This is a genomic window from Mycobacterium sp. 1081908.1 (genome assembly GCF_001673535.1).
In the GTDB taxonomy this organism is placed as follows: Bacteria; Actinomycetota; Actinomycetes; order Mycobacteriales; family Mycobacteriaceae; genus Mycobacterium.
The window spans coordinates 62,365-74,630 of the sequence record NZ_LZLY01000068.1 but is presented as its reverse complement, the minus strand read 5'-3'; the positions used below and the strand labels follow the sequence as shown (position 1 = coordinate 74,630).

11 protein-coding genes are annotated in these 12,266 nt (G+C 69.9%); 3 read left to right on the top strand and 8 right to left on the bottom strand.

What is annotated here, in order from left to right; all coding sequences use genetic code 11:
• Positions 1-28: 28 nt before the first annotated feature.
• Genes A5655_RS09555 through A5655_RS09535 form a run of 5 tightly spaced genes read right to left on the bottom strand, consistent with a single transcriptional unit; the run spans position 29 to position 5,763 of the window.
• Positions 29-1,528, bottom strand: coding sequence for a class I adenylate-forming enzyme family protein (locus tag A5655_RS09555; RefSeq protein ID WP_067008713.1), 1,500 nt, complete (start codon positions 1,526-1,528; stop codon positions 29-31).
• The gene (locus A5655_RS09550; protein WP_067008708.1) at positions 1,525-2,460 is read right to left on the bottom strand and encodes an acyl-CoA dehydrogenase family protein; all 936 of its coding nucleotides are present in this window, start codon (positions 2,458-2,460) and stop codon (positions 1,525-1,527) included. The genes A5655_RS09555 and A5655_RS09550 overlap by 4 nt, the downstream gene beginning before the upstream one ends.
• On the bottom strand, positions 2,457-3,614 hold the full coding sequence (locus tag A5655_RS09545; RefSeq protein WP_197508652.1) for an acyl-CoA dehydrogenase family protein: 1,158 nt from the start codon (positions 3,612-3,614) through the stop codon (positions 2,457-2,459). Before A5655_RS09545 ends, A5655_RS09550 begins: the two co-directional genes overlap by 4 nt.
• The gene (locus A5655_RS09540; protein ID WP_067008704.1) at positions 3,611-4,708 is read right to left on the bottom strand and encodes an acyl-CoA dehydrogenase family protein; all 1,098 of its coding nucleotides are present in this window, start codon (positions 4,706-4,708) and stop codon (positions 3,611-3,613) included. Before A5655_RS09540 ends, A5655_RS09545 begins: the two co-directional genes overlap by 4 nt.
• Entirely contained in the window at positions 4,705-5,763 is a 1,059-nt protein-coding gene (locus A5655_RS09535) for an acyl-CoA dehydrogenase family protein (RefSeq protein WP_067008700.1), read from the bottom strand. Before A5655_RS09535 ends, A5655_RS09540 begins: the two co-directional genes overlap by 4 nt.
• Before the next feature lie 70 nt (positions 5,764-5,833).
• On the opposite strand from A5655_RS09535, the gene A5655_RS09530 reads away from it, so the two are divergent.
• Positions 5,834-6,700 (top strand): LLM class flavin-dependent oxidoreductase, encoded by an 867-nt coding sequence (locus A5655_RS09530; RefSeq protein ID WP_067008697.1) that lies wholly within the window; start codon positions 5,834-5,836, stop codon positions 6,698-6,700.
• Here the strand turns inward: A5655_RS09530 and A5655_RS09525 are convergent.
• Both A5655_RS09525 and A5655_RS09520 read right to left on the bottom strand, forming a co-directional pair.
• Positions 6,663-7,382 (bottom strand): SDR family oxidoreductase, encoded by a 720-nt coding sequence (locus A5655_RS09525; RefSeq protein WP_067008694.1) that lies wholly within the window; start codon positions 7,380-7,382, stop codon positions 6,663-6,665. The genes A5655_RS09530 and A5655_RS09525 overlap by 38 nt on opposite strands.
• A 5-nt stretch (positions 7,383-7,387) precedes the next feature.
• The gene (locus A5655_RS09520; protein WP_067008689.1) at positions 7,388-8,209 is read right to left on the bottom strand and encodes a FadR/GntR family transcriptional regulator; all 822 of its coding nucleotides are present in this window, start codon (positions 8,207-8,209) and stop codon (positions 7,388-7,390) included.
• A gap of 61 nt (positions 8,210-8,270) precedes the next feature.
• On the opposite strand from A5655_RS09520, the gene A5655_RS09515 reads away from it, so the two are divergent.
• Both A5655_RS09515 and A5655_RS09510 read left to right on the top strand, forming a co-directional pair.
• Positions 8,271-10,661 (top strand): CoA transferase, encoded by a 2,391-nt coding sequence (locus A5655_RS09515; RefSeq protein WP_067008686.1) that lies wholly within the window; start codon positions 8,271-8,273, stop codon positions 10,659-10,661.
• A 19-nt stretch (positions 10,662-10,680) separates the two neighbouring features.
• Complete coding sequence (locus A5655_RS09510) at positions 10,681-10,872, top strand: ferredoxin (protein ID WP_067008683.1); 192 nt, start codon at positions 10,681-10,683, stop codon at positions 10,870-10,872.
• A 101-nt stretch (positions 10,873-10,973) separates the two neighbouring features.
• On the opposite strand, the gene A5655_RS09505 is transcribed toward A5655_RS09510, so the two are convergent.
• A complete protein-coding gene (locus tag A5655_RS09505) occupies positions 10,974-12,212 on the bottom strand; it encodes a cytochrome P450 (RefSeq protein WP_067008679.1) in 1,239 nt (412 codons plus the stop codon).
• Positions 12,213-12,266 lie beyond the last annotated feature (54 nt).

Sequence of the window (12,266 nt, the reverse complement as noted above, 5' to 3'; positions counted from 1 at the left end):
CGGGCCCCGGGTCCCGGGAAAGCCCGTCCTAGCCGCCCCGGGACGCGATCATCGCCGAGCGGTTGACCTTGGTAGCCGCGGTGCGGGGGATCGCGTCGACGAACTCGACGGTCTTTGGTGCCTTGTAGTGGGCGAGCCGACTCTTCGCGTACTCGATGACCTGCTCTTCGGTGAGGTGCACTCCGTCGGCGAGCTGGACCACCGCATGCACGCGGCGCCCCCACTGCGCGTCGGAAAGGCCGATGACGACGACGTCCGCGATGCCGGGATGACCCGCCAGCGCCGACTCCACCTCCGCCGGAAAGACATTGGCGCCGCCGGTGACGATCATGTCGACCCGGCGGTCGACGATGTACAGGTAGCCGTCCTCGTCGAGATACCCGATGTCTCCGGCGGAGCGGAAGCCGTCCTCGGTCGACGGCAGCGGCGGCGCCCCGCCCAGGTAGCGGGAGCCCGCGCTCATCGGCGCGCGAAGATAGATCTCGCCGTGTTCACCGGGGCCGAGCGGTATCTTTCCGGCGTCGAGAATCCGGATCTCGGTGTCCCGGAAGCCGCGGCCGACACTGCCCGGATGCGCCAGCCACTCGTCGCCGCGCAACGCGGTGAGGCCGAGGTTCTCGGTCATGCCGTACGCCGTCACGATCTGCTCGGGGCTCAGCAACTCGAACCAGGTGTGCATGAGCGACGGCGGCATCACCGCGGCGCCCTGCAGGACGAAGACGACGCTGGACAGGTCGCGCTGGCGGACGTCGGGACGCGCGGCGATCCGCGCGAGCATCGTGGGCGTGGCCGTGAAGTTGGTGATCCGGAAGCGTTCGATCACATCCAAAACGAGCGCCGCGTCGAACTTTTCGAGCACCACCAGGTGGTCACCGGTCAACAGGAAGAAGAAGGTGGCGAAGCCGTTGGTGTGGTACATCGGCGCGGGCACCATGATCGTCTGCGGCTGGGCCACCGGCGTCCAGTTCGACAGGAAGGGCTCCCCGTGCTGCGGCGTCCACAGCGACGGCGCGAGGCTGAGGATCACTTTCGGCACGCCGGTCGAGCCGCTGCTGCAGATGCCGTTGGCATTGGGGGAAACGACCGGGGGCAGCGGGCTTTCGGACTCGGCGGCCGCGCGGGCATCCAGCTCCCACCGGGTTGTTTCGTCGACGACCACCACGGGTTCGATGACCTCGCGCACCCGGTCCCGCTCCCACTCCGGCAGGTCCCAGTGCATGGGGACGGGAACCGCCCCGATCTTCCAGCACCCCAGCGCCGCGAGCATCAGGTGCTGCGAATTCGGGATCGCCAGCGCGACAAGGGAGCCGACCCCGGCCCCGTCGGCCGCCAGCGCCCGGCCCCACTGGTTGGCACGGGCGTCGAGTTCACCGAAGGTCAGCGTGGTCGCGCTGCCGTCGAGCGCGACAACCGTCACCGCCTTCTGGTCGGGGCGTTCCTCGGCGAGCTGCTGGAGCTTGATCCCGAACGGGATCCCTTCCTCCAGCGGATCGGGGGCCGCCTCGGACGCCACCTGCTCGGTGCTCACGCCGGCACCGGCCCGCTGAACAACGTCTCCAGGTGGCCGTCCCGGACGTCGGGTATCAGGCGCAGCGCGAGCGCCTCGGCGCCCAGCGGCAACCGGATCAGCGGTTGGGTGTGCCGGTCGAGCACGCTGACGTCGGACTCGTCGCAGAAGCCCAGGGCGCCGAGCAGTTGATGCGAGGTCCGCAGCACCTGCCGCGCGGTGTCGGCGGCCTTGTACCGGAGGACGAGCGCGTCGGCCGAATGGACCTGCGCCGGCAGCGATTCCGGCCGGCAGATGGTGTACTTCGCGAGCTCGTGCAGGCCGCGCACTCCGACGGCGGCGTCGGCGACCGCGAACCGGACGGCCTGGAAGTCGGCCAGCGGCTGGCCGAACTGGACCCGCGCGCGCACGTGCTCGGTCACGATGTGCAGCGATTGCTGCAGGGCTCCCAGAATCCGCCATGATCCCAGCACGAGATGAAGGTTAACGTCGCCGGCCGGCACGGTTCCGTCGGGTGCGCTCAAGGTGGCCGGCACCAGAAACGGCCCCAGCTTGGCGTTCGTCCGCAACCCCGGTTGCGGGTGGTACCGCGCGCCGTCCAGGTCCGCGGCGATCCACTCACCGGGCAGGTCGCCGTGGTCGATGCGCGGGGCGTCGGGGTTGACCAGGCTCAGTCGGGCGCCGTCGATCGCCAGCAGCTCTTCGACGACGGGGTAGGGCAGGGCGTTCGCGCCGGCGGCCTGGCAGAGCACCGCGGCGGCGAGCAGGTCGTCGGGGTCCGACCTCACGTCGAGCTCGAACGCGCCGACGTCGCTCAGGGCACCCCGCGCCGCGTCGCGTACGCCGTCGTCGGTCTCCGCGCGCAACGCCGCCGGCGGGCCGCCCAGCCGGGCGAGCCGCTTGGCGGCGACGGCGGCGAAGTCACTAATGTCTTGTGGCAGTTCGGTTTTCACCGATGTCCTCCCAGAACGTCTCGCGCCACCAGCATTCGCTGCACCTCGATGGTGCCCGATGCCACGGTGGCGGCCTGCGCGTAGCGCCAATGGTCCTCGATCGCCCCGTGCAGGGGCGCCGACGCGCCGCTGTCCAGCGCGGACGGGCCCAGCACGTCGAACAGCAGCTCGGCGACCTGCTGATCGCACGTGGTGGTGGCGATGCGGGCGGCGCTGGCCGCCGCACCCGCCGACGGGTCGTCCTGCAGCGAGATCGCCCGGTACGCCAGCAGCCTGGCCACCCGCAGGTCGACCAGCGCCCGGGCCCAGCGGGCGCGAATCGATTCCGGCAGCGCGTCCCAGCCGTCGCCGAGTTGCTTTTGCAGCCGGTCGAGCAGGGACTCGCACCGCGCGTAGCGCGCGATGCCGACCCGCTCGAACGCCAGCGCCTCCCGCATCACCCGCCAGCCGTCGCCGACCTCGCCGAGAACGTCGCCGGGAAACGCCGGCACGTCGTCGAGGAACATCTCGTTGAGGTGGTGCGGTCCCAGCATCGACGGGATCGGCCGGACGGTGAACCCGGGCCGGTCCATGGGTATCAGGAACAGGGTGAGCCGCTTGGCCTTTGGCGCGTCGGGGTCGGTGCAGGCCGCCAGCACGCACCAGGACGCCATCTGCGCGTAGGACGTCCATACCTTCTGGCCGGTGATGCGCCACCCGTCGCCGTCCGGCACCGCGCGGGTCCGCAGCGAGACGAGGTCGGTTCCCGCCTCCGGCTCGGAAAAGCCTTGGCACCAGATCACATCCCCGGACGCGATGGCCGACAGGTGCTTGGCCTTCTGGTCGTCCGTGCCGTACCGCATCAGCGCCGGGCCGACCCAGTTGATCCCCATGTACTGCGGACCGCGGGGTTCGTGCTGGGCCCACATCTCCTCGCGCAGCACCGTCTGCTGCCAGACCGAACCGCCGCCGCCGCCATGCTCTTTCGGCCACGCGAGCGCCAGCAGCCCCTCGGTGGCCAGCAGCTTGCAGAACGTCTCGGTGGTGGCGAGATCCTGCGGGTTTTCGGTGCAGGCGCCGAGGAAGTCGGCCGGGATATGGTTGGCGATCAACTCCCGGAGATGGTTTCGGAGTTGACCGGCGTCCTCGCCCAGGTCGTAATCCATGCGAGTCATCCCTTCGGCAGCCCGAGCAGCCGCTCGGCGATGATGTTGCGCTGCACCTCCGACGTTCCGCCGTAGATGGTGGCGGCCAGCGCGTCCTGGCGTTCGAACAGCAGGTCCGGGTCGCTGACCCAGTCCGGTCCCTTGGCGACGGCGGCCAGTTCCCAAACGCGTTGCAAGGTAACCGATCCGAGCAGCTTCATGATGTCGGCCTCGGGGCTCGGCCGCCCTGCCAGTTCGTTGCCCAGGGCCCGGTACCCGGTGGCACGCAGCGCCTCGGCGTCGGCCAGCAGCGAGCCGAGCTCGGCGCAGATGTCGTCGGTCGGACGCGCCCCGCGCACCGCGTCGAGTCCGCGCTTGATCTCGACCCAGTTCATGATCCAGATCATCTGACGCTCGTGGTGCAGCGACGACAACGCGACGTTCCAGCCGCCATTGAGCGGCCCGAGCAGGTTTTCGGCCGGAACCTCGACGTCGTCGAGGAAGACTTCGCAAAATGTCTCGTCGGAGATCGAGGCCATGCGGATCGGCTCGATCCGCACGCCGGGCGTTTGCAGGTCGAGGATCAGGCAGGAGATGCCGCGATGTTTCGGCGCCTCGGGGTCGGTGCGGACATACAGCGTGCACCAGCGCGACTCGTGGGCCTGGGTGGTCCAGATCTTGTGGCCGTTGACCCGAAACGCGTCCCCGTCGCGTTCTGCCCGCGTGCGCAGCCCGGCGAAATCGGAACCGGCCTCCGGCTCGGACATCCCCAACGCCCACCACTCATCACCGCGCAGCAGCGGGACCAGCAGCCGCTCGATCTGGGCTGGCGTGCCGAACTGGCGGATGCCGGGCGCGGCGACGCCGGGCCCCTGAATGTTGGGCAGCTTGGGCGCGGACCGCAGCGCGGCCTCGATCCGGACCTCCATCGCGTCCCGCAAGCCCAGCGAGCGGCCGCCGTGCTCGCGCGGCCACGTCGGCTGTATCCACCCGGCCTCGAAGGCCGCCCGCTGGTAGTCGCGCCGCAGCGGCAGGTCCCAGCGGTACTCGCGGTACCTCTCGTAGTAGTCCTTCGGCAGGAAGTCCGTCAGCCACGCGCCGAATTCGTCGACGACGGCGGTCATCCCGCGCCTCCGGCGAACCGGCGGCCCACCTCGTGGTAGAGCGCGCGGCTGTCGCCCAGCATCGCCGCACCCTGCCAGGCGTGCCGGACGTAAAGGTGGATGTCGTGCTCCCAGGTCTGCCCGAGGGCGCCGTGCACCTGCACCGCGGTGCGCGCGCAATTGACCGCCGCGTCGCTCGCCGCCGCCTTGGCCAGCGCGGCGGAGCTCCAGGCATCGCCCGTGTCCGGATCGGCGAGCCGGGCCGCGGCCGCATAGGTGAGACTGCGCGCCCGTTCCAGGCCGACGTGGTTGTCGGCGAGCGCGTGTTTGATCCCCTGGAAGGCGCCGATCGGCGTGCCGAACTGCCGCCGCGCCTTCGCGTGCTCGACCGCGCGATGCAGGGCGGCGCTCGCCACGCCGACCAGGTCCGCGGCGAGGGCCACCAGCGGCGCGGCGAGCGCCGATTCGAGTTCCACCGGCGCCGCGGCCAATGGCTCGGCGTCGATCTCGACATCGGCCACCGGTTGCGCGGGGTCGGTCGACTCGCCCGCCAGCACCCGCACCCCGTCACCGCAGCGCGCGACCGCCGCCACCGTCCCGCCGTCGGCGTGCGCCAGCGTGACGATCAGTTCGGCGCGCGACAGGTTGGGGACCGCGACCGCCCGCCCGCGCAGCCGTCCCCCGCGCAACGTCATCGGTGCACCGGGCAGCCGGGCGCCCTTCGCGTGGACCGCCAGGGTGGCAACGGCGCCGCCGGCGATGTCGGCGAGCACCGGGCCGAGGCCGCGGGCCCGCAAGGCGCCCGCGGCCAGCCCGACGCTGCTCAGAAACGGGATCGGCGCGATGGCGGCGCCGCATTCCTCGAGGACGACGGCCAGCTCGACGGGCCCGTAGTCGGTTGCTTCCGGGGCCGCGAGTTCCGTCCAACCGAGGTCGACGACCGTCTTCCACGGGGCGCGCCAGCGCTCGGGGTCTACCATCGCCTGGCGGGCGGCATCGGGCGGACACTCGGTGCGCAGGATGCCGCGCACGGTGTCGCGCAGCGACAGCTGCTCCGAAGTCAGACCGACATCCATAAGACCCCTAACATAATAAAAATAGTAAACTAGCGCCGCTGTTGCAATCGGCGCGAGCATAGGTGGGCGCATGGTCGAGTGGTATCTGTTCCTGCCCCAAGTACGGGTATCGGCCGCCGACATCGCGGAGCGGGCCCGCCATGCCGAGGCCAGCGGCTTCGACGGGGTGGCGTTCATCGATCACCTCGAGGCGCCGGGGCTGCCCGACGAAACCATCTGGGAGGCAATGGGCATCGCCACCTGGGTGGCGGCCAAGACGGAGCGGCTGCGGATCGGCCACCTGGTGCTCTGCGACGCGTTCCGGCACCCGGCCGTGCTCGCCAAACAGGCCGTCACCCTTTCGGACGCGTCGAACGGCAGGTTCGACCTCGGCCTCGGCGCGGGTTCCTGGCCCGCCGAGTTCACCAGATTCGATGTGGGACAGCAGGATCCGAAGGCCAGGGTGGAACAACTCGGACGCCACCTCGAGTTGATCCGGCAGTACTGGGGCGACGACGAGGGGCAGGCCGCGCAGGCCCCGCGCAGGTCCTATCCGATACCGCTGGTGCTGGGCGGCACCGGGCCCCGGATGATGGAACTCGTTCGCAAATACGCGGATTGGTGGAATCTGCCGGCCAACCACCTCGACAAATTGCCCGCGCTTGCCCCGGCCGCGGGCACCGCGCGAGTGTCGATGCAGCAGATGGTCGGATTTGTCCGGACAGGCGTCGACCCGGACAAGGTGCGCGAGGTGAGCACCCGGCGATTCGGCAACCTGGGCTCGGGGCTGGTGTGCGGTGACGCCGACGAGCTGATCGCGCACTTCGGCGGCCTGGCCGCCCAGCGCGTCGAGCGGTTCTACGTGTGGTTCGCCGATTTCGCCGCGCCGGAATCGTTGCACGAGTTCGGCGAGTCGGTGATCAAGGGGTTCGCTGGCGCCGGCGGCGGGCTTCCGTAGGCACGACCGGTGGCCGCGCGAACGGTCCGCGCTGCACGGCCGACAGCCGGATCTCCGGCAGATCGACCGACGGGTCGACGGTGTCCAGCCAGGCGACCGCCTCGGCGACATCGGACACCTGGATCGCGTACATCTCGAAGGGAACGTCCTGCAGCATCTCGGTTTCCACCGGGCCGGGCGTCACGATGTGCACGGCGATGCCGTCACGGTCCACCTCGAGCGCCAGGGCGCGGGCGAACGCGTTCATGCCGGCTTTCGACGCGGAGTAGGCGGTGCGGGCCATCATCGGCTCGTGCGCCGCCGACGACGAGATGAACACGAACCGCGAGCCCGCCCGCATCCGGGGCAGGGCGGCGGCCGTCACCACGAAGCAGGAGTCCAGATTGGCCGAGATGATGGTCCGCCACTGGTCGAATGTCTGCTTGCGCGCGTAGGTTCCGCCGAGCGTGCCGGCCGCGTGCACGACGAGGTCGATGCGCTCCAAAGCGCTTATGGCGGAAGCGAACCCGTCTGGATCGGACGCGTCGGCGACGATGTGGCGCGCGCCGATCTCCTCGGCGGCCGCCCGTAGCGGGGCCTCGCGCCGCGCAGAGAGGACCACGTCGTAACCGAGCTCGCTGAGCTTGCGGGCGCATCCCTTCCCGATGCCGCCGCTGCCGCCGGTGACTAGTGCGGTTCGCATCGACGTCAGGGGCGCCGGACGTCCCGCGGGCGCGCCAACGCCTGCGGCGACAGCGCGTGGATGCGTTGATCGGGCCGCCCCGACAGCACGTAGGTCTGCGCGTCGGCCAGGTGACGGCCCGCGATGCGGCGGGCGCGGTCGACGTCGCCCTCGGCGATGGTCTCGGTCAGCTTGATGTGGGTGGCGAGCACGGCGCGGCGCTGCGTGAGCGACGGGTAGGTGCCGCGCGCCGAACTCTCGTCGGCCCACTGCTGCTCGTGGCTGGTCCACAGCGTCTCCAGGCTGCCGACCACCGCGATGATGGTGTGGTTTCCGCAGCCGCGGACCACGAGATCGTGGAATTCACGGCCGATTTCGGTGAAGAGCCGGCCGTCGTCGAGATTTTCGGCCATCGAGTCGTTGACCCGCTTGAGCTCCGGCACCAGCGTGTCCGCCCGGTCGGGCCGCTGGGCGGCCAGTGCGGCGCAGGCGGGTTCGAGTTCGCGCAGCGCGAAGCCCAGGTCGGCCACCTGGACGGACTCGCTCTGTAGCAGCAGACCGAGCATGTAGGCCGCGCTGGTCTTCGCGGGCGCGTGCACCACGGCGCCGCCGCGGTTGCCCCGGCGGACCGAGACCAGCCCTTCGGTCTCCAGGATCCGCAGCGCCTCGCGCAGGGAGACCAGGCTGACGTTGAACTGCTCGACGAGCACCTCCTGGCGCGGCAAGAGGTCACCGTCGGCGAGCTCGCCGTCGATGATCTGACGGCGCAACTCGTCGGCTACGATTTCGGCGATCCGCGGCGCCGACAGTCGGCGGCGGGCGTCTTGGCCTATTCCCAGGGCGGTCATCCAATCCTCGCGCGTGCTCGACTGGCTTAGCTATTTTAGCAGTAATGGTATAAATAGCCGCGTGAGGCGCGAGCCCGACAGCCGGCCGACACCGCTTGACGGATTGCGTGTCGTCGAGATCAGCGACCGGATAGCCGGCGACTACTGCGGCAAGCTGCTCGTCGACGCCGGGGCGCAGGTGCGCAAAATCGAACCGCCGCAAGGGGATCGGCTGCGGCGGTACTCCGCCAGCTGTTCGGCCGTGCCGGACGGCCAACCGTCCCCGTTCTTCAGCTACCTCAATGCCGGCAAGCGCAGCCTGACCGTCGCCCCGGGCGACGAGCGCCACCGCGCCGTCCTGGCCGCCGCCGACGTCGTGGTGGTTACTGCGGGCCCGTCGCGGGCCGCGGCGCTGGGCATCGACCCGCACCGGCTGCTGGCCGATTGCCCGCGGGCGATCGTCGTCACGATCTCCGACTTCGGGTGGTCCGGACCGTATGCCGAGCGCGCCGCGAGCGAGTTCACCTTGCAGGCGTGGGCCGGCTCGCCCGGCTTTCGCGGCGATCCCGCCGGGCCTCCGATCGCGATCGGCGGGGACCTGGGGGAGTACATGGGCGGCGTCTACGCCGCGTTCGGCGCGCTGGCCGTGCGCCGCCGTGTCGAACGCGGCGGCCCCGGCGAGCATCTCGACCTGTCGATGCTCGAGGCGATGACCGCGATGCAGAGCAGCGAATGGTTGCATTCGCAGTTACTGCGCGTTCCGCCCGTTCGCCGCACCCTGGAAGTGCCGTCGATCGAACCGGCCAAGGACGGCTACGTCGGCATCACCATGGTCACCGGGCAGCAATGGCTCGACTTCTGCGCGATGGTCGAGTGCCCACAGCTGGAGGAGATCGAGCAGCTGCGGTTTCAGATCGGCCGGTGGGCCTACCGCGACCTGATCCGCGAACAGATCGGGCCCTGGCTGGCCGAACGGACCGTGGCGGAGATCGTCGAACTCGGTCAGCTGTTCCGGCTGCCGATCGCGGCGTTGGGCAATGGCTCCACCATCCGCGACATGGAGTACGTGCGTGAGCGCGGGGTGTTCATGCCCAACCCCGCCGGCTTTCACCAGCCGCGACCGCCGTGGCTGATGACGGCGTGCGCGCCCGCGCCGCCGCGCGCGACCCCGGCGCCCGGTGAGGCCAACGACGAACCGGCTTGGGAGGCAAGCGAATCCGAACCGCCGCCACACCCGGGGGGCCTGCCGCTGGATGGCCTGCGCATCGTCGACCTGACCGCGTTCTGGGCCGGTCCCGCCGCCACCCACCTGCTGGCCGCGTTCGGCGCCGACGTGATCAAGGTGGAGTCCATCCAGCGGCCCGACGGCATTCGCTACTCGGGCGGGATGCGCACCGATGTGGACGACTGGTGGGAGTACGGCTGGGTGTTCCACGCGATGAACACCAATAAGCGTTCCGTCACACTGGATTTGGGCTCCGACGAAGGCCGTCGCCTGTTCAAGCGGTTGGTGGCCGGTGCCGACGTGGTGATCGAGAACTTCTCGCCGCGGGTGATGGACCAGTTCGGGCTGACCGCCGACGTGCTGCTGGAGGTCAACCCGAAGCTCGTGGTCGCCCGGATGCCCGCGTTCGGGCTGGACGGTCCGTGGCGTGAACGCGTCGGATTCGCCCCGACCATGGAGCAGATCGCCGGCCTGGCCTGGGTCACCGGGCTGCCCGAGGCGCCGCCAGTGGCACCGCGCGGAGCCTGCGACCCGCTGGCCGGCGTGCACGCCGCGTTCGCCGTGCTGGCCGCGCTGAACTTCGCCGAACGCACCGGAACAGGCCAGCTGCTCGAGCTGCCGATGCTGGAAACGGTGCTCAACGCCACCGCGATCCAGGCGATCGAAGCCGAGGTCTTCGGGGTGACGCTGGGCCGGCGCGGCAATCGCGGTCACGGCGAGGCGATCCAGAACCTCTACCGGTGCGCCGGGGACGACGACTGGATCGCGGTCACGGTGCGCGACGACCGGCAGTGGGAGGGCCTGGTCGAGGTGATGGATCGACCCGCCTGGTGCGACGAGGGTCTGGCGACCGTCAGCGGGCGGCGGCAGCGGGCCGACGACATCGATCGCCGGCTGGGGGAGTGGTTCTCCGCGCGATCACTGGAATCGGCGGTGGAGCGCCTGGCCGGCGCGGGCGTTCCCGCCGCGCCCGTGGTGTCGCCGTCGTTGGTGACCGAGAATCCCCAACTGCGCGACCGGGGGTTCCTGCAGGCCCTGAACCATCCGAGCACCGGGGCGGGCCTGTATCCGTGCCCGCCGTTCGCGAAGCTGGCCGGCCAGGGCAGGTGGCTGCTTCGCCCGCCACCGAGGCTGGGCGAGCACAATGGGGAGGTATTGCGCGAGCGGTGTGGATTGACCGACGAAGAATTGGAAAACCTGGCCAACGACAAAGTGATCGGGACCCGTCCGGCGGGCCTCAAAAAATAATGGTTGAGGAGGACGCCTGATGCGCGTGACGGTAGACGAGAACCTGTGTGAGGCAAACGGCTTCTGCGAATCGCTCGCCCCGGAGGTATTCGAGCTGGGCGAGGCCGACGTGGTGCAGATTGCCGACGGCCCCGTGCCGCCGCGGCTGGAGATCGACGTGCGGGCCGCGGTCGACCAGTGCCCCAAGGCGGCGCTGCGGCTGACCGACTGACTTCTCGGCGTGACGATTCGCCGAGCGTGCACTGAGCGTGAAAATTCCGCCGAAAATTCGCACTGGCTGCACGTTCGGCGACGCGCAGCCGCCCGACTGGCTTACCGTCGCTCGGCTAGCGAAATCGCCATCTCGTCATAGATCGACATGTTGGTGAGCAGGTTCGGGTAAGCCACCTTGGCCGGACCGAGGGCGATGTCGTCGCAGCGCAGCAGCAGTTCGTCGAACACCGCGCGCAGTTCGGCGCGCGCCAGCATCGCGCCCAGGCAGTGGTGCGGTCCGCCGCCGCCGAACGCCACCTGCGGGTTGGGCTGGCGGCCGATGTCGAAGGTGAAGGGGGAGGGGAACACCTCCTCATCACGGTTCGCCGAGCGCAGTATGGACACCACCCGCTCGCCCTTCGCGATGCGCTGGCCGTCCATCTCGACGTCGACCTTCGCGGTGCGCGTCCAGTACGCCACCGGTGACGCCCAACGCAGCACCTCCTCGACGGCGCTCGGCCGCAACTCCTCCCGCGCGCGGTAAAGCTCGATCTGCTCGGGGTTCTCGACGAACGCCTGCAGCCCGATGGCCAACGCGTTCTTGGTGGTGTCGCTGCCCGCGAATGTCAGCACGAAGAAAAAGAACTCGAGTTCGTTGGCGGGCAGGCTGAATTCGTCGCCGTCCTCGCCGGTGATCACCGCGGACGCCAGCGTGCTCCAGATGTCATCGGTGGGATTGCGCCGCTTTTCCGCGGTGAGCTCCATCGCGTAGCCGAAGATGGTGGCGTACAGATCGGTGTAGTCCTGAAAGCTCGGCCGCGCCCCGGGGGAGTTGGCCTTCAGGATGCGATCGAGGCTGTCGAAGATTCGCGGGCGGTCCTCTTCCGGTATGCCGATGATGTCTCCGATGACCGTCATCGGCAGCGCGTCGGCGACGTCCTCGACCCAGTCGCCGCCACCGTCGGCGAGCAGCTGGTCGATCATCCGCGCGGCCCGCGCCCGGATGCCGTCCTCGAGTTTGGCGATCGCGCGCGGGTTGAACGCGCTGGAGATCAGCTTGCGGCGCTTGTTCAGTTCCGGCGGGTCCATGTTGATGATCGTCGGGTACGACGAGAACATCCCGACCGGCTGGATGAGCGGGCCGTCGACCGCGGTGAAGGAGTCCGTATCACGATGCAGCCGGACCGCATGCCGGTGCTTGGTGGCCACCCAGAATTCGCGGTGGACCGTCTCGGCGACCCCAGGCGTCATCTCGTGCCGGAAAAGCGGCCGGGTCCGTCGCAGCTCGGCGAACAGCTCGTCGGGAAAGCCGTTGCGCCACAAGGCGAAATCGGATAGATCCACTGCCGCAGCCGTCATCTGAAACCCCGCTTCGTGGCGACATGCGGCACCTACCGGGCGCCGCGTTGACGT